We start from the raw sequence: 25245 nt of genomic DNA, 5'->3' as shown, positions 1-25245 counted from the left end.
GTCACTCCAGCAAACCGCGTCGCATCGCCTCGGCGACGGCGGCCGCGCGGTCGCTCACCCCGAGCTTCTCGTAGAGACGCTGGACGTGGGTCTTGACCGTCGACGGCGCCAGGTACAGCTCGCCGGCGATCGTGGGGATGCTCTGGCCGCGCGCGATGAGCGCCAGCACCTCCTTCTCCCGGCCGCTCAGCACCGGCCCGACCGGTTCGCTGCGGCGCCGCACCTCGCCGGCCAGCCCGACGGCGAGGGAGGCGGGCAGGACGTCGCGTCCCTGAGCGCAGTCGAGCACGGCCTTCACGATCTCCGCCCGCGTCGACTCCTTCGGCAGGAATCCCGCCGCCCCCTCCTGCAACGCGTGGTAGACGATCGCGGACTCGTCGTGCGCCGACAGCAGCAGCACCCGGGTGGCGAGTTCGGCACGCCGCACGGCCGCCGCTACCTGCGCACCATCCAGTTCCGGCATCCGGTAGTCGAGCAGTGCGACGTCGGGGGCGAGTTCGCGGATCAGGGCGAGCGCCGCCGCACCGTCGTCCGCCTCACCGACCACCTCGATGTCGCCGCTGGCGAGGAGGGCACGGACGACACCGTCCCGGAAGATCGGATGGTCGTCGCCCACCACGACCCGCACGGCGGTCACGGCGCGGTCCGATCCGTGTCGACTCCGGCGAAGTCCATTGCTCACTTTCTCACGAGACCGGGCCCGCGCGGAGCACTTCGCGGCGCCGGTGTCCCCCGATCGGGGGACACCGGATTCATCCCGCCCTCGGTCCTGTCGGTGGACAGACTGCGGCGCGCATTCGCGACATAGTTGGTGCACACCGGAAAACGGGGAGATCGGAAAACGAAACCCCCACGGCCCCAGACGTTCCCCCTCAGAGCCACAACTCAGGAGAAGCCATCATGCGCACCAACGCCCGCCGCCGCATCGCCCTCTTCATCGCACTGCCCGCCACCGCGCTGGCCGTCACCGGATTCGCCGTCGCGGCCGCCGGAGTCGCCACCGCAGGCACGATGCCGACGTCGGGACCGACGATCGCGATGACGATCAGCAACGACACCGACCTGCCGATGGTCCTCGCCGGATCGTCGAACCCGTACGGGCAGTGGATGCAGGCGCCGTCGGACTACCTCGCCCCGCACAGTAGCCAGATCGTGAAGGCATACTCCAACGACCCGAACGGCGTCGAGGTGGACGCCACCTACGCGCTGCCCGGTGGTGCCCAGGCCGTGTTCCGCGCCGACAACTACAACAACATGACCGACGTGGACGGGACCCGCATCGACGGCAACTTCGGCCACGGCTACGGCATCAGCAGCTGGATCGACTCGGGCTACCCGAACATGAACGCCGGCTACCACCTGTACGGACAGCCCTGATCGACGACCACAACCATCCACCGAACACTCGCCGAAAGACCGAGACCATGATCATGCACGTCACACCCACCCCCACACCCACCGTCTCCAAGGCACTGTGGAGCACCGAGGAGATCAAGGCACGACTCGAGCAGATGGACATTCCACGCTCACACACCCGCCGCGGGCCCCGCTGGGGCAGCCGCGACCGATAAGCCGGGGGCCGGGGGCCGGGGGCACGATGTCGCACTGATCCACTCCGACAGGATCAGTGCGACATCGGTTCCGGTTCACACGGCGGAAACGACCGGTCAGCGCTGGTGCCGCGGCTTCCACACGACGAGCGCGTTGCTCCGCGGAATCGGCACGAGGTCGCGCCGGTAGCCGGCGTGGACCTTCGAGATCTCCTCCGCCAGCTCGCGAACCCGGTGCTGCAGAGCCTCCACCTGGTTGGTGAGTTCGATGATCCGCTTGATCCCGGCGAGATTGACACCCTCGTCCTGGGAGAGGCGCTGCACCTCGCGGAGCAACGCCACATCCCGCGGCGAATAGCGTCGCCCACCACCGGATGTGCGGTGCGGGGTGACGAGCCCGAGCCGGTCGTAGTTGCGCAATGTCTGGGCGTGCATGCCCGCGAGTTCCGCAGCCACCGAGATCACGAAGATCTGGGCATCCGGATCAACGGCCGTTTCGCGTGGATCCCCGGTCGTGTCGCTCATCAGGCACCAGCCCACCCGGCCCTCGGATCGAATCCGCTGGCCTTCTCTGCTTCCAGATAGGTCTTCAGTGCCTCGGTGGCCGGGTCGTCGAGCTTCTGCGGAACCGCGACCTTGACCGTGACCAGCAGGTCACCGGCGCCACCGGCACGCTTGGGGACTCCCCGACCGCGTACGCGCAGGATCCGGCCGTCGGCCGTGCCCGCCGGAATCTTCACACCGACCCGACCCTCCAAGGTGGGGACGGAGACGGTGGTTCCGAGCACGAGCTCACCGTAACTGACGGGGACGACGAGGGTGAGGTCGTCGCCGTTGCGGCCGAACACCTTGTCGGGACGCACCCGGACCGTCACGAACAGGTCGCCGGACGGCGCGCCGCGCAGGCCCGCCTCGCCCTGGCCTGCCAGCCGGATCTTCTGTCCGTCACTGACACCCGCGGGGACGCGGACGGTGATGGTGCGGGTCCGGTTGGTGACGCCGTTGCCGTGGCACACCTCGCACGGCGAGTCGATGATGGATCCGGTGCCGCGGCAGTCGTCGCACGGCTCACTGAACCCGAACGCGCCCTGGTTGCGGCTGACGATCCCGGTCCCGTTGCAGCGCGGGCAGACTCGCGGGCTGGTGCCCGGCTTGGCGCCACTGCCGTGGCAGGTGGTGCACGGCGACGGGCTGGTCAGCCGAAGCGGAACCGTGACACCCAGCGTGGCCTCGCGGAATTCGAGGGTCGTCTCCGTCTCGACGTCGCTGCCCCGGCGGGGACGGTTGGTGGTGCGGGTCGCGCCGCCGGCGCCGGCACCGCGATTGAACAGGCCGCCGAAGATGTCGCCGAGGCCGCCGTCACCGGCCGCCGCGCCGCCGCCGCCGAACAGGTCGTTGATGTCGAATCCGCCCTGGCCGAAACCGCCCGCTCCGGGGTTGAATCCGCCGCCGCCATGACCGAAACCGCCGCTCGCGAACAGCCGACGGGCCTCGTCGTATTCCTTGCGCTTGGCCGGATCGGACAGCACGGCGTGTGCTTCGCTGACGGACTTGAATCGCTCCTCGGCCTTCGTGTCGCCGGGGTTCGCGTCGGGGTGCAGGTCGCGGGCGAGCTTGCGGTACGCCTTCTTGATCTCGTCCGCGGATGCGTTGGACGAGACGCCCAGCTCCTTGTAGAAGTCCTTTTCGATCCACTCCCGCTGGCTCACTGGGCGTCTCCTCCTCTCGCTCTTACTCTTGTTCCGACGCGGCGGGCGTCGCCGCCCCGTCGGGGGTGTTCGCGTCGGCATCGCCGGCGCGGTCGATCACAGCTACCATCGCATGCCGCAGGACGCGATCACCGAATTTGTAGCCCTTTCGCATCACCGTGCCGAGAACGGGGTCGTGACCCTCGCCCTCGTGCTGCACTGCCTCGTGCAGCGCCGGGTCGAATGCGTCGCCCTCGGCACCGAACTCGCTCAGACCGAGCGAGGTGAGGGTGCCGGTGAGCTTGTCCGCCACACCCTTCAGCGGCCCTGAGTCGAGGTCGCCGTGGCTGCGGGCACGATCGAGGTCGTCCAGCACCGCGATGAGCTCACCGACGACGGACGCTTTCGCGTTCGCGATGTCGGCCTGCTTGTCGCGCTGGACGCGGCGACGGTAGTTCGCGTACTCCGCCTGCAGTCGCTGCAGGTCGGCGGTGCGCTCCGCCAACTCGTCCGTCTCCGGTGCCGCCGTCTCCGACACGGCCCCTTCGTCCACCGAGCCGGGCTGCGGAGCGGCAGCGGCGCCCGCGAGGGGCTCCACTACCGGTTCCGCGTCCCGTGTGAGACCGGTCTCGGGGTCGATCTTCCGCTTGTCCACGAAAGTGACCGGTTCCTGCTCGGTGTTGTCGGACGTCACTTCTTCTCCGCGTCGGACGGCTCGTCCACGACCTCGGCGTCGACGACGTCGTCGGCACCGTTCGCGCCGGAGCCGTCGGTGTTGGCGGCTTCCTCGGCGGCACTGGCCTCGTAGATCGCCTGGCCGAGGGCCTGCGACTCGGTGGCCAGCTTCTCGACCGCAGTCTTGACGGCCGCGATGTCGGTGCCTGCGAGAGCGTCGTTGGCTTCCTTGATGGCAGCCTCGACCTTCTCCTTGACGTCGGCGGGCACCTTGTCCTCGTTGTCCTTGATGAACTTCTCGGTCTGGTGCACCAGCGACTCGGCCTGGTTGCGCACCTCGGCCTCCTCGCGGCGGGCCTTGTCTTCCTCGGCGTGCGCCTCGGCGTCCTTGACCATCCGCTCGATCTCTTCCTTGGACAGACCGGAGCCGTCCTGGATCTTGATCGTGTTCTCCTTGCCCGTGCCCTTGTCCTTCGCGGTCACGTGCACGATGCCGTTGGCGTCGATGTCGAAGGTGACCTCGATCTGCGGCACGCCACGCGGGGCGGGCGGCAGGTCGGCCAGCTCGAACGAGCCGAGCAGCTTGTTGTGCGAGGCGATCTCGCGCTCACCCTGGAACACCTGGATCTGCACCGAGGGCTGGTTGTCGTCAGCCGTGGTGAAGGTCTCGGACCGCTTGGTCGGGATGGTGGTGTTGCGCTCGATGAGCTTGGTCATCACGCCACCCTTGGTCTCGATGCCGAGGGACAGCGGGGTGACGTCGAGGAGCAGCACGTCCTTGACCTCGCCCTTGAGGACACCGGCCTGCAGGGCGGCGCCGACGGCGACGACCTCGTCCGGGTTGACGCCCTTGTTGGGCTCACGGCCACCGGTCAGCTCGCGCACCAGGTCGGAGACGGCGGGCATGCGGGTGGAACCACCGACGAGCACGACGTGGTCGATGTCCTTGACGGCGATGCCGCTGTCCTTGATCACGGCCTGGAACGGCGCGCGCGTGCGGTCGAGGAGATCGGACGTGATCTTCTGGAATTCGCTGCGGGACAACTGCTCGTCGAGGAACAGCGGGTTCTTGTCCGCGTCGACGGTGATGTAGGGCAGGTTGATCGACGTGCTCTGCGACGAGCTCAGTTCGATCTTCGCCTTCTCGGCAGCCTCACGGAGACGCTGCAGGGCCATCTTGTCCTTGGTCAGATCGATGCCGTTCTGAGCCTTGAACTTGTCGACGAGCCACGTGACGATGCGCTCGTCCCAGTCGTCACCACCGAGGTGGTTGTCGCCGGACGTGGCCCGGACCTCGACGACGCCCTCGCCGATTTCGAGCAGCGAGACGTCGAAGGTGCCGCCACCGAGGTCGAAGACCAGGATGGTCTGTTCCTTGTCGCCCTTGTCGAGGCCGTAGGCCAGTGCGGCCGCGGTGGGCTCGTTGACGATGCGCAGGACGTTGAGGCCGGCGATCTGGCCGGCTTCCTTGGTGGCCTGACGCTGGGCGTCCTCGAAGTACGCGGGGACGGTGATCACGGCGTCCGTGATGTCCTCGCCCAGGTAGGCCTCGGCGTCGCGCTTCAGCTTCATGAGCGTGCGCGCGCTGATCTCCTGCGGCGTGTACTTCTTGCCGTCGATCTCCACGTTCCAGTCGGTGCCGATGTGGCGCTTGACGGAGCGGATGGTGCGGTCGACGTTGGTGACGGCCTGGTTCTTGGCGGGCTGGCCGACCAGCACCTCACCGTTCTTGGCGAAGGCGACGATCGACGGGGTGGTGCGTGAACCTTCGGCGTTGGCGACCACTACGGGCTCGCCGCCTTCCAGTACAGACACGACCGAGTTCGTTGTACCGAGGTCGATACCGACGGCACGAGCCATAGTGTTCCTCACTTTCGTTTTGCAGTCCTGTGGGCAGGTTGTTCAGTACTGAACTGCGATGTTGGCGCTTAGTGAGCGCCCTCCGCTCAAGTTTGCACTCCGACACCGTCTGGAGTCAATTCGAACTTGAGTCGAGCACGCTCAACCTTGTCGTAAGGCTCAACGGAGGGGTGCGAAGATTTGTTCCCGGCCGCCCGGATCCGTTTCGGCGCCGCCGCCCCGGATTCTGTGTCGGCGCCGCCGACGTGGCCCGCGCGCGTCGGCCAACCTACACGCGGCCGCTCGATAGGATCGCAGCGTGACGACACCCGAACAGCCGCCACGCCGGCCGGAACCGCCGCGACCCGCACCGCCGCGTCCGGAGTTCGCGGTCACCCCGCTGCGTGCAGCACCCACCGATGCCACCCCGAAGGCGGTCGCGGTGTCGCTGTCCGCCTGGGTGGGGTCGTTCGTCGTCCTCGCCGGAATCGCCGGGGCCATCGCGCTCGACCTCGGCGCCGTCCGCGACGCCCTCGAGGCGTCGGTGGCCGCGGACAATCCCGGAGACTCGGCGACGGACATCACCGACACGGTAAACCTGACACTGATCGGCAGCGGCGCCATCGCCGTCGTCCTGATCCTCCTCGGACTACTGGGGATACAACTCCTTCGCGCCCGGAAACCGGCGGGCCAGATCACCCTCGCCGTCGTCGGCGTCCTCAGCGCCGCAGGCGGGGTGGGCCTGTGGATCCTGCTGTCCGACGCCGGTGACGCGACCGCCGGAGTGCTGCAGTGGGCGCCGCTCGCCTACAGCGCCCTCGTCGCGGTGGGAGTGCTCGCCCTGTTCGCTCCCGGCGTGTCTCCGTGGCTGCGCCGGAGCCGCTGACGCCGGGAAAACCCTGAGAAGACCGTGCTATTGAGGACCGTTTCTGACCTCAATCGCTTCTATCGTTCTTCTCATGACCACTTCGCAGAAGTCCCCCGTCACCGGTGAGCGCGCCGACCTCCTCCAGATCCTGCAGGAGCAGCGATCCACCCTGTTGATCACCGTCCGCGGCATCGACGACGAACAGGCACGCCAGCGCTCGACCGTCAGCGACCTGACGCTCGGCGGACTGATCAAGCACGTGTCCCACACGGAAAAGCACTGGGTCGAAACCATTCTCGAACCCGACGAGAACGCGGAGTTCGACATGGAGTGGGCCATGGAGAAGTACTACATGCGCGGCGACGAAACCCTCGAGGGACTGCTGGCCGAATACACCGAGGTGGCCCGCGCGACGGAGGCCGCCGTGGCCGGCCTCGACGACCTGGATGTGCTCATCCCCCTTCCCACCGCACCCTGGGCACCCGAGCGGCAGTGGTGGACGATCCGCCGCACCCTGCTGCACATCATCCGGGAGACCGCCCACCACTCCGGTCACGCCGACATCATCCGGGAATCCCTCGACGGCGGAAACACCACGATGCAGATGGGCGCCGACGCGGGCATGGAGTTCTGACCCACCCGCGGCACAGACGAAAAACACCTCACCGGCTTCGGGTGAGGTGTTTCTCGTCCGGTGGCGGGTTCGGGTGTTGACTGACCTCTTGCGCTTCACCGTTTCGCCGACTGGTGAAATCTATGGTGCCCCGCTGCGTGGGCACCGGCTACCACCCCCAGGGTGAATGTTGCCCACCTGGTTCTGCGGCTACGCCTCCGCCGTGACGGAGAGCACGACCACGTCGTCGGGGAAGGACGCGGGTGTCTGCAGACCCACGACGGCGAGGGCTCGGCCCGTCATCGAGACGCCGGGAACCTCGCTGCCCGCGGACAGTCCGTCGGCTCGTCCGCCGCCGGGCGGGGTGGTGACGGTCGGCTGATGCTGCGGCGGCACGTTGAACCACGCGGGCGGCTTCAGGCCCTCGTCCGGTTCACCGGCGAAGACGGGGCGCACGCGGTACCGCCGGTCCGGGTCGAGCCCGGGCACAGTGAACCGGCCCCGCGGCGACACGTCGGACCGCCCCACGTACGCGAGGAAGAACAGTGCCTCCGCCCGGTCGTCCGCGACCGCACCGTAGACCAGCAGGGTGGGGTCGATCTCGTCGGCGCGCACCATCGTTCCCGTGTGCAGCAGTTCCCGGTGCCGCTTGTACAGGTCGATCCACACGGCGAGCTGTGCGTTCTCGTTGTCGGTGGCGGTCGCGAGGTCCCACTCGATTCCGAGGTGCCCGTACAGCGCCGTCCCCGCCCGGAACGACAGTCGGTGGTACCGGCCTGTCGTGTGAGAGATCCCCGACGCGATGTGCGAGCCGAGCAGCTCGGGTGGAAGCAGCTGCATCGTCCACCGGTTCATCTGCTGGCGTTCGAGCGGATCGATGCAGTCCGAGACCCAGACGCGGTCGGTGCGCTCGAGGATGCCGAGGTCCACCCGCGCTCCGCCCGAGGAGCAGGATTCGATCTCCAGTCCGGGGAAGCGGCGCTTCAGCTCGTCCATCAGCCGGTACGTCGCGAGGGTCTGATCGTGGACGCCGGCGCGCCCGTGCGGAGCGGTGCCCGCGTCGATCAGGTCTCGGTTGTGGTCCCATTTGATGTAGGCGATGTCGTACTCGCCGAGAATCGCGGACATCCGCTCGAGGATGTGGTCGTATGCCTCGGGGATCCCCAGATTGAGCACCTGCTGGTTCCGGGACGGCACCGGCGTGCGCCCGCCGGTCGCCATGACCCATTCCGGATGTTCCCGCGCGAGATCGGAATCGAGGTTGATCATCTCCGGCTCGAACCACAGGCCGAACTCCATGCCGAGCGAACGCACGTGATCGATGATCGGGTGCAGACCGTCCGGCCACACCGTCTCGTCGACGTGCCAGTCCCCCAGCCCCGCCAGATCGTTGCGCCGGTACCGGAACCAGCCGTCGTCGAGCACGTAACGCTCGACGCCGAGCTTCGCCGCTCGATCCGCCAGGTCTTTCAACCGGGCCAGGTCGTGGTCGAAGTAGACGGCCTCCCACACGTTGATCGTCACCGGACGCGCGCGCCGCGGGTGCGTGGGCCGCGACCGGAGGTAGTCGTGGAAGCGGTGGGCCTGGGCGTCGAGCCCGTCGCCGTACGCGCCGTAGATCCAGGGCGTTTCGTAGCTTTCGCCGTCCGACAGCCGAATCTCGCCCGGCAGGAGCAGTTCTCCGCCGCCGATCACCTGGAAACCGGTGAAGAGCCGCTCGGCATAGTGGCGGTGGTTGCCGCTGAACCCGACGTGGGCGCCCCACACCTCGCCGCGGCCGAAACCGAAGCCGGGCACGCCGACGGACAGCACCGTCGCGGCGTCTGGGCCGGTGCGTCCCTTCCGCCCTTCGCGTTCGTGGATCCCGACGGTCAGTTCGCTGCGCTGCGGGGTCCGTTCCTTACCCCACCGGCCCGCGAAGTCGAGGATCTCGCGGGCCTGCGGCGGGACCGGGAACGCGAGCTGGAGGTCGTCGAGGACGTAGAAGGAGTCGCCCGTATTCGTGACCTCGGCCCTCGCCCGCAGGAGGCCGCTCGGCAGCAGTTCGATGTCGAGGTCCAGACCGAGATCGGCGACGGCGTCGTGCGCCGTGACCCGGACCTCACCGGCACCGGCTGCGACGAGTCCGGACCGGTGCTCGGCCCCGTCGACAGTCAGCGTGGTGGTCGTGAACAGCGGCGACCAGTCGGCGCCGTCTCGGTGCCCCACGATCCCGGGTTTCCCCACCCACCCGGTGTGGTGTTCGGGGAGTATCGACAGCCGCACCGGGAGGTCGACCACGTTGCCCGCCGGGGGCTCGATGTTCGCCTGCGCCAGGGCCTCGACGTCGGCGAGGTTCAGGTCGCCGAGCGCCGCACCCCAGTGCACGATCGCCGGCAACCGTCCTTCGGTGAGGTCGAGCACGACGGACACGCCGCCTGCGGTGAGGTGGACGTACGCGTGCGGTGTGATTGTCGCACTCACTTGTTTGCTCCCATCGTCAGTCCGGAAACGAAATGCCGCTGCAGCGCGACGAATACGAGCACCGTCGGTAATGCGACGAGCACCGATCCGGCGGCGAGCAGGTTGGTGTCGGTGAAGAAGCTGCCCTGCAGATTCTGCAGCGCGGTGGTGACCGGCAGCTTGTCGCCGCTGACCATCAACGCCAGCGCCCAGAAAAAGTCGTTGTAAATCCAGGTGATCATGAGCGTCGCGAGCGCGGCCAGCGCCGGACGGCACAGTGGGAGCACCACCTGCCAGTACTGGCGGAACAGTCCGGCGCCGTCCACGGTCGCCGCCTCGAGCAGTTCCGGCGGGACCGTCTTCATGTAATTGCTCAGCACGAACACGCAGAACCCGGTCTGGAACGCGACGTGCACGAGGATCAGTCCCCAGTAGCTGTCGTAGAGCGAGCCCGACGAGCTCATCCAGTACGGCAGCGGAATCGCGTTGTACAGTCGGAACAGCGGGGTCAGCAGCGTCTGCTGCGGCAGCAGATTGCCGGCGATGAACACGGCCAGCATGATCACGTTGAACTTCCACGGGAACCGCGCGAGCACGAACGCCGCCATCGACCCGATGAACAGGATCAGCAGCACCGCCGGGATGGTGATCAGCATCGAGTTGAGGAAGTAGTGCGGGATTCCGCCGACCTCCCACGACTCGGTGTAATTGCTGAGCGTGAATCCGCCGACGGACAGGTAGCCGTGGGTGAGGACGTAGTCGTAGTCGCGGAACGAGTTGTAGAGCGCCCACAGCAGCGGGAAGATCCACAGCAACGCCAGGGCGGTGAGCAGGAGGTACATCGCCGCGTGCGCGGCACTGAGCCGGCGCCGGTTGGCCACCGCGGCCTTGTTGCGGGGCCCGGTCCGATCGGCGGGCGCACTGCGGTCGGCGAGGGGTGTCGTCATGGTCATCAGTCGTCGCTCCGCATCACGATCCAGAGATAGAGGGCTATGAACACCAGCGAGATCACGAGCATGATCGTCGCCAGGGCCGAACCGAATCCGACGCGGCCCGCTTCACCCACGACGTTGGCGGTGACGAGGGCGGAGATCAGTTCGAGTCCGTTGCGGCCCTTGTTGATCACCCACACGAGGTCGAAGGCGCGCAGCGCCTCGATGACGGTGATGACGATGATCAGCAGGTTGGTGGGTTTCATCAGGGGGAACACGATCCGGAAGAACGTGCGGATCGGCCCGGCACCGTCCATGAGCGCGGCTTCGCGCACCGACGGGTCGATGGCCTTGAGGCCCGCCAAGTACAACAGCATGATGTAGCCGGTGTGACGCCAGCTCGCGGCGACCATGACGGCCCAGATGTTGACGTCGGGGTTGCCGAGCCAGTCGACGTCCGTGCCGAGGATGGTGTTGAGCACGCCGCCGTCGGTGGAGTAGATCAACTGCCACACGAACCCGACGAGGGCCATCGACAGCACCACGGGGATGTAGAAGATGCTCTGGTACAGCCGGCTTCCCTTCAGGCCCCGGTCGAGCAGCACGGCGAGGAAGATGCCGAGGATCGTCGGGAAGACGAAGAGGAACGCCAGCCACAGGACGTTGTTGTGGAGGGCCTGCTGGAACGGCGGGTACGCCTGGACGGCGTCGACGTAGTTCTGCGGGCCGATCCACTCGATGGTCGATGTGCCGCCGATGCCGTCCCAGCGGGCGAACGACAGGATCACCGTGAAGACGGTGGGAATCCACACCAGCCCGATCACGATTGCGGCGGGCAGCCCGAGCATGACGGCGATGGTCCACCGGTCGCCGCGGCTGCGTCGGATCTTCGGCGCCGGGGTCCTGGGTTCGGTTCCGGTTTGGGGAGGAACTGTGCTGGTCATGAATTCACCTGACCTGTCGGGACCGTGATGGTGGTCGTTGTCTTCTCGTGTGCGCTCATTGCCCGAACACCGCCGCCTTCTGCCGCTCGATGCTGCGGACCAGGCCGTCGACGTCGTTCGGGTTGCCGAGGAACTGCTGCATCGCGGGGATCATCACGACGGACGCGAAGTCGGGGCGGGTGTCCCGGTCGAGGAACTGGGTGATGGACCCCGCACCCTGGACGAGGGCGGCCGACTTCTGCACGAGCGGAGGGAAACTCGACAGGTCGGCGCCGCGGTGCGCCGGGATCGCCTGGGGATCCTGCTTCGCGTACGCGACGGCGGCGTCGGCGCTGGTGAGGAAGGAGAGGAACTGCTGCGCGCCGCCGAGGTTGCGCGGGTCCTTGCGCATCATGAATCCGTCCATCGGCGCCTCGACCGCCGACGTGCCGACCGCCGAGTCGAGTTCGGGGAACGCGAAGAAGTCCAGGTCCTCCCGGTCGGGCCCCGCGGGGAAGCTCTGCGCGACGAACATGCCGGCCACCAGCATGCCGACCTCCTTGTTGAGGAGTGCCTGCTGCGCCTCGGACATCTTGCGGCCCAGCGGTTGCGGCTGGTGGAACGGGAGGATCTCACGCCAGGTGTCGAACACCGACCGGACGCGGTTGTCGGTCCAGCTCACGTCGCCGGCGAGGAGGGAGCGGTGGAAGTCGACGCCGTTGAGGCGCAGATCGAGGTAGTCGAACGTGCCGAACGGCGGCCAGCCGTCGCGGACCCCGAATCCGATGGGGGTGAGCCCGTCCGACTGCATGCGTTTCGACAGGGCCACCCATTCGTCGAACGTCTTCGGCGGCGCGTAGCCGCGCTGCTGCCAAAGACTGGGACGGTAGAACACGGCCCACGGGTAATAGAAGAACGGGATCAGGTACTGCCTGCCGTCGGTTCCGGTGGACGCCTCGCGGAAGCTGTCGCTGAAGCCGCTGCCGTGCGCTTGCCACACCGAGCTGACGTCGTCGACGAGGCCCTTGTCTGCGAAGTACTTCATCCGGTACCCGGACATCCAGGTGAAGACGTCGTCCGGGGTGCCCTGCAGGTAGTTGTTGACATTCTCCTGGAACGAGGTGGAGTCGACGGAGTTGATCCGCACGGCGGCGCCGGTCTGCTGCTGGAACATCCCGACGACGTCCTGAACGCCGAGTTTGGCATTCTTGTCCGACAGCCGCGATCCGAGGGTGATCACGTGGGGGTCTACGCCGCCGGTGCACCCGGACAGCAGGCCCGCCGTCGACAGGGCGCCCGCGGCGCCGAGCGCGGCCTTGAGAAAGGTGCGCCGGGAGGGTTGCCACGGGTGCGGCAGCTCGTTTCGGTTCATGGTGCCCTTTTCGATTGAGTACCGGGTGGGGCGGAGTCGCTCACCACCTGATCGAAATCGAACAACTTCGATCATGTTTCGGTGCTGTCGCCTCACGCCCTTACGTGATGCAGGTTACAAAATCACGCCGCACTGCGCATTGTCAACCGGGCTGAAGTGCCTTCACCTGCGGAAGTGCAGAAATGTTCATTCGTGTTGACTTTTGAACAGCGATCGGACAGATTGTGAGCATGCACACAGCGAGCGATTCCCGCGGACGGCACCTGCGGTGGCCGACCCGGGGCATTTCCTTCGGCGGTGACTACAACCCCGAACAGTGGCCGGAAGAGGTCTGGCAGCGCGACGTCGAACTCATGCGCGAGGCTTGTGTCGACTTCGTGACCGTCGGCGTCTTCTCCTGGGCCCGGCTGCAGCCCGCCCCCGACACGTGGGATTTCGGCTGGCTCGACCGAGTCCTCGACCTCCTGCACGACGGCGGCGTCCGCGTCGACCTGGCCACCGCCACCGCGTCCCCACCCCCCTGGCTCACGACCGCGCATCCCGAGGTCCGGCCCGTGGACGAGCGCGGTTACCGGTACGAGATCGGCAGCAGACAGACGTGGAGCCCGAGTTCCCCGATCTACCGCGACCACTCCCTCGCCCTCGTCGAGAAGATGGCCGTCCGCTACGGCGGCCACCCCGCACTCGCGCTCTGGCACGTGTCCAACGAACTCGGCTGCCACAACTCGCGCTGCTACTCCCCCGACAGCGCGCGGGCGTTCCGGCGGTGGCTGCAGCGTCGCTACGGCGACCTCACCGAACTCAACCGGGCGTGGGGCACGACGTTCTGGAGCCAGCACTACGGCGCCTGGGACGAAGTGGGGCCGCCCGCCGCGAGCACGACGTTCGGCAACCCGACCCATCTGCTGGACTGGCGCCGCTTCTGCTCCGACGCCCTCCTCGACCAGTACCTCGCGGAGCGGGAGGTGTTGCGGCGCATCACCCCCGACGTCCCGGTGACGACGAACTTCATGGTGGGCATGGGCTCGCCGCAGTCCCTCGCCGGCGACATGAACTACGCGCAGTGGGCGCCGGAACAGGACCTCGTCTCCACCGACCACTATCTGGTCGGACCCGCGACCGGTGACGGCGCCGCCCACCACCGGCTGTCGTTCTCCGCCGACCTCACCCGCGGCATTGCCGGCTCACAGCCGTGGCTGCTGATGGAGCATTCGACGAGTGCCGTCAACTGGCAGCCGGTCAACCGGGCGAAGGCGCCCGGCGAGATGCTGCGTAACTCCCTCGCCCACGTGGCTCGCGGCGCGGACGGTGTCGCGTTCTTCCAGTTCCGCGCGTCGCAGGCCGGAGCCGAGAAGTTCCACTCCGCCCTCGTGCCGCACGCGGGCACCGACTCCGCCCGGTGGCGTGAAGTCGTCCAACTCGGGGCGGTCGTGCGGCGGTTGGAGCAGGTCGCCGGCAGCCGCGTCGAGGCCCCGGTCGGCATTCTGTTCGACTGGGAGTCGCAGTGGGCATGCGAGCAGGACGGGCACCCGTCGCGGTTGATGCAGCCGATGACGATCGCCAAGCAGATGCACCGCGCGTTCGCCGGGGTGACCTGCGACGTCGTCCCCCCGGACGCCGACCTCGGCCGGTACTCGGTTCTGGTCGTGCCCGCGATGTACCTGTGCAGCGACGAGGAGGCGGCCCGCATCTCGGCGGCGGCCCGCGCAGGCGCGCAGGTTCTGGTGACGGCGTTCTCCGGGATCGCGGACCGTGACGACCACGTCCGGCTCGGCGGCTACCCGGGGGCGTTCGGAGACCTGCTCGGCGTCCGGACCGAGGAGTTCTTTCCGCTCGGCGCCGACGAGACCGTCGCCCTCGACGACGGCACGTCGGCCTGCGTCTGGACCGAATACCTCACGGTCGCCGAGGACGTGGAGGTCCTCGCCCGCCACACCGAGGGACACCTGCAGGGCGTTCCCGCAGTGACCCGACGCCCCGTCGGCGACGGTGCCGCCTGGTATCTCGCGACCGTTCCCGACACGCGGAGCCTGGAGCGGCTCGTCGAGACGATCTGCGCCACAGCCGGTCTCGACCTTCACGCGGGACGGCACTCCGACGTCGAGATCGTGCGCAGGCGGGGCGAGAACGGGTCGTGGCTGTTCGTCCTCAACCACACGAACGAGAAGGTGACCGTCGACGTGTCCGGCACCGACCTCGTGACCGAACGGGTGGTCGACGGACCGCTCACGCTGGAACCGGGCAACTGTGCTGTGATTCGCGAAGACAGCGCCGGCACCGGCGCCCCGACACGGAAGGCGGACGCATGATGCTCGCACGTCAGCGCCAGCAGGTGATCCTCGACGAGGTCACCGCGCACGGCGCGGTGAAGGTCGTCGACCTCGGCGCGACGCTCGGGGTCTCCGACATGACCATCCGGCGCGACATCAACGAACTCGTCGAGCAGGGTCTCGTCGAGCGGGTGCACGGCGGGGTGACGCTGCCGCGCTCGGCGAGCGTCCACGAACCGGGGTTCTCGGCGAAGTCCGAACTCGACCGTGAAGCCAAGCGGGCCATCGCCCGCGCCGCGGCCAGGCTGGTGCGGCCGGGCACGTCGGTGGGCATCTCCGGCGGCACCACCACGCACGCCCTCGCCCGCGAACTCCTCGACGTCCCCGACATCACCGTCGTCACCAATTCGCTGCCCGTCGCCGACGCCTTCCACGAGGGCGGCCGCGACGACCAGACCATCCTCCTCACCGGAGGTCAGCGCACCCCGTCGTTCGCCCTCGTCGGACCGCTCACGGTCGCCGCCCTGCGCGGCATCCACGTGGACATGCTGTTCCTCGGCACGCACGGCATGGGGATCGACTCGGGGCTGACCTGCCCCAATCTGATGGAAGCCCAGACCAATCAGGCGCTCGTCGCGTCTTCGCGCCGCGTCGTGGTGCTCGCCGACCACACGAAGTGGGGGGTGACCGCGCTGGCGAACACGATCCCACTGTCCGACGTCGACATCCTCATCACCGACGCCGGGCTCGAGCGCGCCGCCCAGGAAGCCCTCGCCGACCACGTCGGCGATCTCGTGGTGACACGGGAGAACCGGGAAGGACTTGACGATGACCGTGCGTGACGAACAGGAGGCGCGGGAGGCCCCCGCGCGGGTCCGGATGCGCAAGACCCGGACAACTCTCGCGGACGGCCGCGAACTCCTCTACTTCGACGACTCCGAGCCGTACGTGTCGGGCGGCGCCACCCGGGAACTGGTGGATTCGCGTCCGCTGCCGCCCGCGGTGTCGCAGTCGCAGATGCGTTTCGACGTGCTCACCGGGGAGTGGGTGGTCATCGCCGCGCAGCGGATGGACCGCACGTTCCTGCCGCCGCCGGACGCGTCGCCGCTCGCGCCGAGCCGGCCGGGCAAGGCGCCCACCGAGATTCCGGCCGACGACTACGACGTGGTGGTGTTCGAGAACCGCTTCCCCTCGCTCGCGACGGCCGCCACGAACCAGGACCTCCCCGACTGCGTCGACGGCGAAGCGCTGTGGCCGCTGGCACCGGGGGCGGGCCGGTGCGAGGTGGTCTGCTTCACCAGTAACCCGGATGCCGCGTTCTCCACCCTGAGCGTCGACCGGGTCCGCACCGTCGTCGACGTCTGGGCCGACCGCACCGCCGAACTGTCGGCGCTGCCCGGGGTGCGGCAGGTGTTCTGCTTCGAGAACCGGGGCAAGGAAATCGGAGTCACCCTCACCCATCCGCACGGGCAGATCTACGCCTACCCGTATCTGCCGCCGCGCACGGACACGCTGATCCGGCGCTCCCGCGAGCACTTCGAGAGCACCGGGCGGCTGCTGCTCGCCGACGTCCTCGACGCCGAAACACGCTCCGGCAGAAGGGTGGTCCTGGCGGGCGCACACTGGACCGCGTACGTTCCGGCCGCCTCGCGCTGGCCGCTGGAGGTGCACCTCGCGCCCCACCGCGACGTCCGCGACCTCACCGAACTGACCGATGCCGAACGCGACGAACTCGCGCAGGTGTATCTCGAACTGCTGCGGCGGGTCGACCGCTTCTTCGACGGCGTCGACGCGGTGCCCTACATCGCCGCGTGGCATCAGGCGCCCGTCGGCGAGGACCGCGCACTCGGACGGCTGCACTTGCAACTGTTCTCGATGATGCGGTCGCCCGGCCGGATGAAGTACCTGGCGGGATCCGAGTCCGGGATGGGGGCGTGGGTCAACGACACCACCCCTGAGCGCATCGCCGACCGGCTGCGGGAGGTGGCGTCGTGAGTGCTGCGCGGTGGGTCGAACCCGTCGACGTCCACGCGGTCGCCGGCACCGCGGAGGCGTTGTTCCGCACCACGTTCGGTGGCGACGCGGACGGTGTCTGGGCGGCGCCCGGCCGCGTCAACCTCATCGGTGAGCACGTCGACTACGCCGACGGGCTGGTCCTGCCGTTCGCCCTCCCCTACGTCACCGTCGTCGCCGTCCGCGTGCGGGACGACGGGATCCTGCACGCCGTGTCGACACACACCGGCGAGTCCTGGCAGGGTGCGCTCGCCGACGTCGCCCCGGGCCACCCGTCCGGCTGGTCCGCGTACGTCGCCGGGGTGGTGTGGGCGCTGCGCCGGTCCGGACATCTCACGGCGAAAACGGGTTTCGATGTGGCGGTGCATTCCACGGTCCCGGTCGGCTCCGGGCTGTCGAGTTCGGCCGCGCTCGAGTGCGCGTTCGCGCTCGCCGTCGCCGACCTCGCCGGACTGCCCACCGACGATGCCGGCCGCCGGCCACTGATCGACGCGTCCATCTTCGCGGAGAACGAGATCGCCGGCGCCTCCACCGGCGGCATGGACCAGTCGGTCGCGATGCTCGCCCGCCCCGGCCACGCCCTGCTCCTCGACTGCCGGGACGGCGCGAGCAGGCACGTCCCGCTCGACTTCGGCGCCGCAGGCACCCGACTGGTGGTCATCGACACCAACGCCCCACACCGGCTGGTCGACGGCCAGTACGGCAACCGGCGCGCCACCATCGAGAAGGCCTGCGCCGACCTCGGCGTCGCCACCCTGCGCGACGTCGCCGACGCCGACGCGGCCGTCGCGGCGCTGAGTTCCCCGGCAGCGCAGCGGGCCCGGCACGTGCTCGGCGAGATCGGCCGCGTCTACGAGGTCGCCGATCTGCTCGACCGCGGCCGGATCGCCGACATCGGCGACGCGCTGAACCGCTCCCACGCCTCCCTGCGCGACGACTACGAGGTCAGCTCCGTCGAACTCGACTCCGCCGTCGACGCCGCCCGCGAGGCCGGCGCCTGGGGCGCCCGGATGACCGGCGGCGGGTTCGGCGGCTCCGCGATCGCCCTCGTGCCCACCGACCGGGTCGACGCCGTCGCCGAGAACGTCGCCCGACGCGCCGACACCGCGTCCCTGCCCGTCCCCCAGTTCCTGCACGCCGAGCCGTCGGGTTCGGCACACCGACTCTGAGATCCCCTTCCACGACCAGGAGAACACCATGGCACGAGTCACGTACGACGCAGCCACCAAGATGTACCCCGGTTCCGATGTGCCGGCGGTCGATTCGCTGAACCTCGACATCGAAGACGGCGAATTCCTCGTCCTCGTCGGTCCGTCCGGGTGCGGCAAGTCGACGTCGCTGCGGATGCTGGCCGGCCTCGAGGACGTCGACTACGGCGCCATCCGCATCGGCGAACGCGACGTCACCGCGCTCGCCCCGAAGGAACGGGACATCGCGATGGTGTTCCAGAACTACGCGCTGTACCCACACATGACGGTCGCGAAGAACATGGGATTCGCCCTCGAGATCGCCGGCATGGACAAGGCCGAGATCGGCCGCCGCGTCGAGGAGGCCGCGAAGATCCTCGATCTCGGCGACTACCTGAACCGCAAACCGAAGGCACTGTCCGGCGGGCAGCGACAGCGGGTCGCGATGGGCCGGGCGATCGTCCGCAACCCGCAGGTGTTCCTCATGGACGAACCGCTGAGCAACCTCGACGCGAAACTCCGGGTGCAGACCCGTACCCAGATCTCACAGTTGCAGCGCCGACTGGCCACCACCACCGTGTACGTCACCCACGACCAGGTGGAGGCCATGACCATGGGCGACCGCGTCGCCGTCATGAAGGCGGGCGTCCTGCAGCAGTGCGCGAGCCCGAAGACGCTGTACGAGAAGCCGGTCAACAGCTTCGTCGCCGGGTTCATCGGATCCCCGGCCATGAACCTGTTCGAGGTCGACGTCGTGCACGGCGACGCCCGGATCGGTTCGCTGTCGACGCCGATCGAGCGGTCGGTGCTCGGCGCCCTGGACAGCGGGCGGGTCGTCGTCGGCGTCCGCCCGGAGGCGTGGACCGTGTCCGATCAGGGCACCGCGGTGAAGGTCGACGTCGTCGAGGAACTCGGTGCCGACGCCTACATCTACGGACGGCTCGTCCGCGACGGTGACCTCGGCGGCCACGACATCGTCGCCCGGGTCAGCGACTCCGCCTCCCCCGCCAAGGGCGACGTGATCCGGCTGGCGCCGGACCCGGCGCGCCTGCACTTCTTCTCGCCCACCACCGGCGCCCGGCTCGGCGACTGACCGGGGGGAACAGTGAAACTTCTCGTCACCGGCGGCGCCGGTTACGTCGGCAGCGTCTGCGCGCAGCGACTGCTCGAGTGCGGCCACACGGTCGTCATCGTCGACGACCTGTCGACCGGCAACGCCGACGCGGTCCCGGCGGGGGCGGAATTCGTCGAGGACGACGTCGCGAGCGCAGCCCACCGCGTTCTCGGCGCCGGGGATGTCGACGGCGTGTTGCATTTCGCCGCCCGCTCACTCGTCGGCGAATCGGTGGAGACCCCGGAAACGTACTGGCAGGCCAACGTCGTCACGACGCTGACGCTGCTGGAGGCGATGCGTTCCTCCGGCACCGGCCGGCTGGTGTTCTCCTCCACCGCCGCGACGTACGGTTCGCCGGATTCCGTGCCGATCACCGAGGACGCCCCGACCCGGCCGACCAACCCGTACGGCGCCACCAAACTGGCGATCGACCACGCAATCACGTCCTACGCGCACGCCCACGGGCTGGCGGCGTGCAGCCTTCGGTACTTCAACGTGGCGGGCGCGTACGCCGGTCTCGGCGAGAACCGGGCGGTGGAGACCCACCTGATCCCGCTGGTGCTGCAGGTCGCCGCGGGGCACCGCGACGAGATCTCGGTGTTCGGCACCGACTGGCCCGAACCGGACGGTACTGCCGTCCGCGACTACATCCACATCCGCGACCTGGCCGAGGCGCACGTCCTCGCGTTCGAGTCGGCCCGGCCCGGAACGCACCGGATCTACAACCTCGGCACCGGCACCGGGTTCAGTGTGCGGGAGGTGATCTCGTCCTGCGAACGCGTGACGGGCCGAACCATCGCCACCCGCGACGCCCCGCGCCGCGCCGGCGATCCGGCGGTGCTCGTCGCGTCGGGCGCCCGTGTGCAGGCCGAACTGGGCTGGCGGCCGAGGTACACGGACCTCGATGCGATCGTGGCCGATGCGTGGACGTATCTGCAGTCGCTGGGGGCGCGGGAGCGCTACCGTGGTCCCGTGCGGTCGTGACCGGTCCGCCACGAGAAGGAGGCTGCTGTGGACGTCGACGATTCCACGAGGCAGGGCCGGATCGTGGAGGTCCTCGTCGAGGCCTTCGCCGATCTGATGGAGGCGGACCCGAGCGCGTTTCGCACGAAGTTCCGGAAGATGGCCGCCGATCCGTTCGCCTTCTACCGGGGCAGCGCCTGCCTCTTCTACGACGATCTGCGTGACTTCGACGATCCGTGGGCGGACGAGCGCACCGGCCGCGCGTGGATTCACGGCGATCTGCACCTGGAGAATTTCGGCACGTACATGAATGCGGAGGGCACCCTCGTCTTCGACGTCAACGATTTCGACGAGGCGTACGTGGGGCCGTTCAGCTGGGATCTTCGCCGGTTCGTCGCGAGTCTCGCACTGATGGGCTGGCAGAAGGCCCTCCCCGAGAGCGATGTCCGGGCACTCGCCGACACCTATCTGCGCAGTTACGTCGCGCACGTCCTGCAGTACGTGCAGCGGGAGGCGGATGAGGCGTACGCACTGCGCCTGGACAATTCGCGTGGCGCCATCCAGGATCTGCTGCTGAGCGCGCGCCTCGCCACCCGGGTGGACCTGCTCGAGTCCGTCACGGTGATCGAGGACTACGACCGGCGTTTCCGGCGGGGCCGCGGAGTCCGCGAACTCGACGAGGAGGAACGCACGACCGTGTGCGAGGCGCTGGAGACGTACATCGAGAGGGTGCCCCGCAGCAAGCGATCCGCGCGGCCGGTGTTCTACCGGGTCAAGGACGTGGTCGGGCGGAAGGGTTTCGGGATCGGCAGCGCCGGCCTCCCGGCGTACAACGTGCTCATCGAAGGGGCGACGCAGGCGCTCGAGAACGACATCGTGCTGTCCCTCAAGCAGGGCAACGTCGCCGCACCAAGCCGCGTCGTCGACGAACCCCGTGTCCGCGACTACTTCGAGCACGAAGGCCACCGCACGGTGGTGAGTCAGCGGGCTCTGCAGGTCCACACCGATCCGCTGCTCGGCTACACCGAGATCGGTGACACCGGTTTCGTGGTCGCCGAACTCTCCCCGTACGAACTGGACCTGGAGTGGTCCGATCTCACCGAACCGGAGGACATCGCGCCGGTGCTCGAGGACCTCGGCCGGGCGACGGCGAAGGTGCACTGCGTCTCCGACGAAGACAGCGATCAGACCCTGGTCACGTTCCAGACCGAGGACGCGATCCAGAACGTCGTCGACGGCAGGCTGGAAGAGTTCGTCGGCGAGATCATCGATTTCGGCATCGCCTACGCCGAGGTGAGCCGCAAGGATCACCAGCTGTTCGTGGACGCGTTCCGGGAGGGCGAGATCGCGGGCGTGTCCGCGACCTGACCCGAACTACAGACGCACGGTGTTCAGTTCCTCCAGAACACCTTCCGCGCTGCGGGCGGCGACGGTGCAGGCCCTCGCCGTGAACTGGTCGAGCAACGGATGCCGTGCCCGTTCGCGCCACTTCCGCACCGCGGCGAGTGCCCGCATCCGCTGCAACTCCACGGAGTCGTCGCCGTCGGTGCCCAGTCGTTCCGGGATCTGGATGCCGAACCCGCCGATCAGGCGCTGCAGTTCGGCCACGTCGTCGGCGGGCAGCCCCACCTCGGTGGACCGCAGCCGCCCGAGCAGGCGCAGTTCCTGGAAACCGTGCACGTCGGACAGCAACCGTTCGGCCGACATCAGGATCTCGCCCGCCCCCGGCACCGGATGCGCCGTCAGCACCCGCTTGAGTGCCACGAGCGCCGAGTGGGTCTTCAACTGATCGGCCCGCTGCCCGAACTGGATGTCGATCACCTGACGCAGTTCGTCGAGACCGCTGCGTTCCACCAGTTCGGCCGCCAGCGTCGGCGAGTCCTTGGTGCCCAGCCGGATCAGGGTGACGGCCATCCGGATCCCGAAGAGCCCGAAGCGATCTGCCAGCTGGGCCCGCATCCGGGCGTCCACGGGAAGCGGACTGTCCTCGCGCGCGAACCTGTCGGCCGACAGCATCGCCAGGTTCAGGTCGTCCACCGGGACCTCGGCCAGATGCTGGAACGCTGTGAACTCGGCCTGACGCATCGTGCGGGCCCCGAGCGCCAGCAGACCCGCGACGGGGACGACGGCCTGGCACAGCCCGGTGCGCTCGAGTTCCCCCGCAAACCGGGACGCCACCTCCTTCGCGGACATCATGGCATCCAGGCGTCCCGCCCCCACCTCGTCGGCCCGCGACACGACCCCGACCACCCCGAGCGGTCCCGATTCGTCGCCGACGTGGTCGCCGATCTGACCGAGGAACTGGACGTCGGTCGCGTTGAGGGTGCGCAGCAGGTAGACCACGGCGTCGGCGCCGGACGCCTCGTTGTCCGGGGTGAGCATCTCGAGCGTGCGGGCCGAGACGTCCCGCGACAGCGAGGACGTGCCCGGGGTGTCGATGATCGTGGTGTGCGCCAGCGCGGACGACGGCCACTCCACGTCGAGGCGGTCCACCTGGTCGGCGGTGAGGTGACCGAGGTCGAACGTGAGATGTCCGTCCCGGCGCAGCACCGGCACGTTGGCGGACCGCTGCGCACCGCTACCAGGGTCCGGTTGGTACCAGGCCGTCACAGTCGGCGTCGACCCGCTGCGATACCAAGTGACGACGCGAGTGCACTCGGTCGCGTCGGTGGGCGCGATGTCCTGCCCCACCAGGGAATTGAGCAGCGTGGACTTGCCGGCCTTCAGCGAACCGGCCAGCGCCACCCGCAGCGGTTGTTCCAATCGCCGGGCGCATTCGGTCAGCTGATCCCGGATCTCGGGGCGGCCCGCGTACAACTGCCGGGCGGAGGCGATGAGTGCCCGGGCTTCGTGGAGCGGAGCGGCGGTCATGCCGTGACCGCTCCCGCGTCGCCTGCGACGAGTTGCGCGGCCTGCTGTTTCAGCTCGGAGGCGACGTGCAGATCCTTCTTGAGTTGCGCGATGCGGCGGGTCCGCTCGGTGGACTCGAGGTTCGCCGCCTCCTGCGCGGCCCGCAGCGACTCGTTGATCGACCGCAGCGCCTGCTCGGCGATCGCGGTGAAATGGTCGCGCAGCAACCGCTGGATCGACCGGAGCCGATCCTTCGACTCCTTGCCCACCTGGAAGCTGGCGTCGTCCGCGAACCGGCGGATCGCGGTCTTCGCCTCCGCCCGCCGCTTCAGGATCCGGCTCTCCCGATCTTCCCGGTATGCCTTGGTGCCCAGCAGGACTCCCGCGCCGATCGAAATCGGATTGACCAGGGCCATCCCCATCATGGTGGTGATCAGACCGAACATGAGGACGCCGCCGTACGACCCGCGCATCCCGACGAGGACCTTCTGCGTGATCCCGATGCGCCCCGCCTCGAGGTCGGCGAGCGACGCCACCGGTTCGAGGACCCCGTCCACGTTCGCGACGTCCAGGTGCGGCAGTTCGACGGAACCCGTCTCCGCGAAGTGCTGCGCCACCACCTCGGCCAGCCACAGCGCGCGGTCGTGGGCCCAGACGAAGTTGTCGCCGATGGCGGTGGCGAATTCCTGCTCGAGCCACTGGCCCAGCGCGTCCCAGTCCTTGCCGGGATCACCCTCGTCGACGGTCTCCTCCGCCTCCCGCGTGACGCGGCGCAACCGGTCCCGCAGGTCGTGGTCGATGTCCGCGGCCAGGTCGGCGATGCCGTCGCCGAGCGTCTGCTGCCACAGCGACGTCTTCTTGTGCAGTTCCTCGGCGGCGGCCTTCGCCTTCTGTAGTTCGGCGACCGCGGCGACGCCCTTCGCCGGATCACGCAGGGCGGCAAGCTCACTGCCGATCCCCAGGGTGAGATGCTCGGCTGCGGAGGACACGTCCAGCGACACGGCCCGGCGGGTGTTCGCCTCCGCCCGTGCCACCACCCGGTCGCGCAGGAACGCGTACAGCTCGACGAAACCGGATTCGGTGTTGAGTTCCTCGTCCTGCAGTCGCAGCGCGTGCGAACGCAGCACCGAGGAGATCGGGATCAGGGGAACGTCGAGACCGGCGCGCGCGAGGTGCCCGCGGTCGGCCTCGACGATCTCGCGCCAGTGCGGGTACAGGTCGGTCTTGCTGATCAGGCAGGCCACCGACGGGCACAGGCTCGTGACCTGGCGGATGAAACCGAGTTCCGGCTCGGTGAATTCCTGGCTGGCGTCGGACAGGACGAACACGGCGTCCGACGCCGGAATCAGTCCCAGCGTGCTCGCGGCGTGCGGGTTTCCTGCGCCGCCCACCCCGGGGGTGTCGACCAGGACCAGCCCGTCGGCGAGCAGCGCGCTCGGGACGTTGACCTCCACCCGCAGCACCTCCCGGCCCCCGGCGCGGGGGGAGGCGGGGGTGATGCCGTTCAGCTCGTCGAGCGGCAGCGGCACCCGGATCGGGTCGGCGCCCGGATCGGCGAGCACCAGTTCCGCCGACGCCGTCTCCGCGTTCTGGACGACGGTGGGGATCGCCGTGGTCTCGTCGTCCCCCACCGAGCACACGGTGAGATTGAGAAGCGAATTCACGAACTGGCTCTTGCCCTGCTTCAGCGGTCCGACCACGACGATCCGCATCCGCGGGTCCTGCACCCGGCCCCGGGCGGAATCGAGGCGCTGCGCCAGGTCACCGCGACCGAACCTCTTCGCCACGTCCAGGGCCTGCTCGAGCAACGCCGTCATCGACTGCGATCGGGCTGGACTCTTCTCGGCGGCTGCACTGTCCATGAGCTTCGTTGACCCGCAATTCTTCCGACCTCGTGCGGGCACCTGTTCGGTGCCCCGACACCCGACTGTGGAAAACAGCCCCGC

The 25245-nt window shown here is 68.6% G+C and carries 22 protein-coding genes; 11 read left to right on the top strand and 11 right to left on the bottom strand.

Annotated features, from left to right (window positions below):
* Position 1: 1 nt before the first annotated feature.
* The gene (locus P3H15_RS00425; RefSeq protein ID WP_276135451.1) at positions 2-637 is read right to left on the bottom strand and encodes a response regulator transcription factor; all 636 of its coding nucleotides are present in this window, start codon (positions 635-637) and stop codon (positions 2-4) included.
* A 263-nt stretch (positions 638-900) separates the two neighbouring features.
* Here P3H15_RS00425 and P3H15_RS00420 point away from each other — a divergent pair, with 263 nt between their 5' ends.
* Positions 901-1377 (top strand): hypothetical protein, encoded by a 477-nt coding sequence (locus P3H15_RS00420; RefSeq protein ID WP_206006068.1) that lies wholly within the window; start codon positions 901-903, stop codon positions 1375-1377.
* 47 nt (positions 1378-1424) lie between these two features.
* Positions 1425-1571, top strand: a complete 147-nt coding sequence (locus P3H15_RS00415) for a hypothetical protein (RefSeq protein ID WP_167372165.1) — start codon at positions 1425-1427, stop codon at positions 1569-1571.
* A gap of 96 nt (positions 1572-1667) precedes the next feature.
* Here the strand turns inward: P3H15_RS00415 and P3H15_RS00410 are convergent, their stop codons facing one another.
* From P3H15_RS00410 to dnaK, 4 genes are read right to left on the bottom strand one after another with little or no spacing between them, the layout of a single operon-like run.
* Entirely contained in the window at positions 1668-2075 is a 408-nt protein-coding gene (locus P3H15_RS00410) for a heat shock protein transcriptional repressor HspR (RefSeq protein ID WP_072937428.1), read from the bottom strand.
* Positions 2075-3259: a molecular chaperone DnaJ gene (dnaJ, locus tag P3H15_RS00405; protein ID WP_276135450.1), complete on the bottom strand. Its 1185-nt coding sequence runs from the start codon at positions 3257-3259 to the stop codon at positions 2075-2077. Before dnaJ ends, P3H15_RS00410 begins: the two co-directional genes overlap by 1 nt.
* Positions 3260-3281: 22 nt before the next feature.
* A complete protein-coding gene (gene grpE, locus P3H15_RS00400) occupies positions 3282-3932 on the bottom strand; it encodes a nucleotide exchange factor GrpE (RefSeq protein WP_276135449.1) in 651 nt (216 codons plus the stop codon).
* The gene (gene dnaK / locus P3H15_RS00395) at positions 3929-5773 is read right to left on the bottom strand and encodes a molecular chaperone DnaK (protein ID WP_276135448.1); all 1845 of its coding nucleotides are present in this window, start codon (positions 5771-5773) and stop codon (positions 3929-3931) included. Before dnaK ends, grpE begins: the two co-directional genes overlap by 4 nt.
* A 298-nt stretch (positions 5774-6071) precedes the next feature.
* On the opposite strand from dnaK, the gene P3H15_RS00390 reads away from it, so the two are divergent.
* Both P3H15_RS00390 and P3H15_RS00385 read left to right on the top strand, forming a co-directional pair.
* A complete protein-coding gene (locus tag P3H15_RS00390) occupies positions 6072-6638 on the top strand; it encodes a hypothetical protein (protein WP_276135447.1) in 567 nt (188 codons plus the stop codon).
* A 73-nt stretch (positions 6639-6711) separates the two neighbouring features.
* On the top strand, positions 6712-7254 hold the full coding sequence (locus tag P3H15_RS00385; protein WP_276135446.1) for a DinB family protein: 543 nt from the start codon (positions 6712-6714) through the stop codon (positions 7252-7254).
* 189 nt (positions 7255-7443) lie between these two features.
* On the opposite strand, the gene P3H15_RS00380 is transcribed toward P3H15_RS00385, so the two are convergent.
* The 4 genes from P3H15_RS00380 to P3H15_RS00365 are packed head-to-tail and all read right to left on the bottom strand — an operon-like array spanning position 7444 to position 12902.
* Positions 7444-9696, bottom strand: a complete 2253-nt coding sequence (locus P3H15_RS00380) for an alpha-galactosidase (protein ID WP_276135445.1) — start codon at positions 9694-9696, stop codon at positions 7444-7446.
* Entirely contained in the window at positions 9693-10628 is a 936-nt protein-coding gene (locus P3H15_RS00375; RefSeq protein WP_276135444.1) for a carbohydrate ABC transporter permease, read from the bottom strand. Before P3H15_RS00375 ends, P3H15_RS00380 begins: the two co-directional genes overlap by 4 nt.
* Entirely contained in the window at positions 10628-11551 is a 924-nt protein-coding gene (locus tag P3H15_RS00370; protein ID WP_276135443.1) for a carbohydrate ABC transporter permease, read from the bottom strand. The genes P3H15_RS00375 and P3H15_RS00370 overlap by 1 nt, the downstream gene beginning before the upstream one ends.
* Before the next feature lie 55 nt (positions 11552-11606).
* Positions 11607-12902, bottom strand: a complete 1296-nt coding sequence (locus P3H15_RS00365) for an ABC transporter substrate-binding protein (protein ID WP_276135442.1) — start codon at positions 12900-12902, stop codon at positions 11607-11609.
* A gap of 230 nt (positions 12903-13132) precedes the next feature.
* Between P3H15_RS00365 and P3H15_RS00360 the strand changes: the two genes are divergently transcribed.
* The 7 genes from P3H15_RS00360 to P3H15_RS00330 are packed head-to-tail and all read left to right on the top strand — an operon-like array spanning position 13133 to position 21817.
* The gene (locus P3H15_RS00360) at positions 13133-15211 is read left to right on the top strand and encodes a beta-galactosidase (protein ID WP_276135441.1); all 2079 of its coding nucleotides are present in this window, start codon (positions 13133-13135) and stop codon (positions 15209-15211) included.
* Positions 15208-16014, top strand: coding sequence for a DeoR/GlpR family DNA-binding transcription regulator (locus tag P3H15_RS00355; RefSeq protein WP_095861296.1), 807 nt, complete (start codon positions 15208-15210; stop codon positions 16012-16014). The genes P3H15_RS00360 and P3H15_RS00355 overlap by 4 nt, the downstream gene beginning before the upstream one ends.
* Positions 16001-17167, top strand: coding sequence for a galactose-1-phosphate uridylyltransferase (galT, locus tag P3H15_RS00350; RefSeq protein ID WP_276135440.1), 1167 nt, complete (start codon positions 16001-16003; stop codon positions 17165-17167). Before P3H15_RS00355 ends, galT begins: the two co-directional genes overlap by 14 nt.
* Complete coding sequence (galK, locus tag P3H15_RS00345; RefSeq protein WP_276135439.1) at positions 17164-18354, top strand: galactokinase; 1191 nt, start codon at positions 17164-17166, stop codon at positions 18352-18354. The genes galT and galK overlap by 4 nt, the downstream gene beginning before the upstream one ends.
* A gap of 28 nt (positions 18355-18382) precedes the next feature.
* On the top strand, positions 18383-19465 hold the full coding sequence (locus tag P3H15_RS00340) for an ABC transporter ATP-binding protein (protein ID WP_276135438.1): 1083 nt from the start codon (positions 18383-18385) through the stop codon (positions 19463-19465).
* 12 nt (positions 19466-19477) lie between these two features.
* A complete protein-coding gene (galE, locus tag P3H15_RS00335) occupies positions 19478-20470 on the top strand; it encodes a UDP-glucose 4-epimerase GalE (protein ID WP_276135437.1) in 993 nt (330 codons plus the stop codon).
* Between the two features lie 27 nt (positions 20471-20497).
* Positions 20498-21817, top strand: a complete 1320-nt coding sequence (locus P3H15_RS00330) for a DUF2252 domain-containing protein (RefSeq protein WP_276135436.1) — start codon at positions 20498-20500, stop codon at positions 21815-21817.
* 6 nt (positions 21818-21823) lie between these two features.
* On the opposite strand, the gene P3H15_RS00325 is transcribed toward P3H15_RS00330, so the two are convergent.
* Together P3H15_RS00325 and P3H15_RS00320 are read right to left on the bottom strand one after the other, a co-directional pair.
* Entirely contained in the window at positions 21824-23320 is a 1497-nt protein-coding gene (locus P3H15_RS00325) for a dynamin family protein (RefSeq protein WP_276135435.1), read from the bottom strand.
* Positions 23317-25161 (bottom strand): dynamin family protein, encoded by a 1845-nt coding sequence (locus tag P3H15_RS00320; RefSeq protein WP_276135434.1) that lies wholly within the window; start codon positions 25159-25161, stop codon positions 23317-23319. Before P3H15_RS00320 ends, P3H15_RS00325 begins: the two co-directional genes overlap by 4 nt.
* Positions 25162-25245: the final 84 nt, after the last annotated feature.

The sequence above is a fragment of the Rhodococcus sp. T2V genome, assembly GCF_029269925.1.
GTDB classification, from domain to species: Bacteria; Actinomycetota; Actinomycetes; order Mycobacteriales; family Mycobacteriaceae; genus Rhodococcus_F; species Rhodococcus_F koreensis.
This window is presented reverse-complemented; position numbering and strand designations above follow the sequence as displayed.

Excerpts from the sequence above, each read along its gene's own strand:
- P3H15_RS00420 (WP_206006068.1), top strand. The coding sequence starts at position 901 with ATGCGCACCAACGCCCGCCGCCGCATCGCCCTCTTCATCGCACTGCCC.
- P3H15_RS00415 (WP_167372165.1), top strand. The coding sequence starts at position 1,425 with ATGATCATGCACGTCACACCCACCCCCACACCCACCGTCTCCAAGGCA.
- P3H15_RS00410 (WP_072937428.1), bottom strand. The coding sequence starts at position 2,075 with ATGAGCGACACGACCGGGGATCCACGCGAAACGGCCGTTGATCCGGAT.
- dnaK (WP_276135448.1), bottom strand. The coding sequence starts at position 5,773 with ATGGCTCGTGCCGTCGGTATCGACCTCGGTACAACGAACTCGGTCGTG.
- P3H15_RS00385 (WP_276135446.1), top strand. The coding sequence starts at position 6,712 with ATGACCACTTCGCAGAAGTCCCCCGTCACCGGTGAGCGCGCCGACCTC.
- P3H15_RS00375 (WP_276135444.1), bottom strand. The coding sequence starts at position 10,628 with ATGACCATGACGACACCCCTCGCCGACCGCAGTGCGCCCGCCGATCGG.
- P3H15_RS00370 (WP_276135443.1), bottom strand. The coding sequence starts at position 11,551 with ATGACCAGCACAGTTCCTCCCCAAACCGGAACCGAACCCAGGACCCCG.
- P3H15_RS00365 (WP_276135442.1), bottom strand. The coding sequence starts at position 12,902 with ATGAACCGAAACGAGCTGCCGCACCCGTGGCAACCCTCCCGGCGCACC.
- P3H15_RS00360 (WP_276135441.1), top strand. The coding sequence starts at position 13,133 with ATGCACACAGCGAGCGATTCCCGCGGACGGCACCTGCGGTGGCCGACC.
- P3H15_RS00355 (WP_095861296.1), top strand. The coding sequence starts at position 15,208 with ATGATGCTCGCACGTCAGCGCCAGCAGGTGATCCTCGACGAGGTCACC.
- galT (WP_276135440.1), top strand. The coding sequence starts at position 16,001 with ATGACCGTGCGTGACGAACAGGAGGCGCGGGAGGCCCCCGCGCGGGTC.
- P3H15_RS00340 (WP_276135438.1), top strand. The coding sequence starts at position 18,383 with ATGGCACGAGTCACGTACGACGCAGCCACCAAGATGTACCCCGGTTCC.
- P3H15_RS00325 (WP_276135435.1), bottom strand. The coding sequence starts at position 23,320 with ATGACCGCCGCTCCGCTCCACGAAGCCCGGGCACTCATCGCCTCCGCC.
- P3H15_RS00320 (WP_276135434.1), bottom strand. The coding sequence starts at position 25,161 with ATGGACAGTGCAGCCGCCGAGAAGAGTCCAGCCCGATCGCAGTCGATG.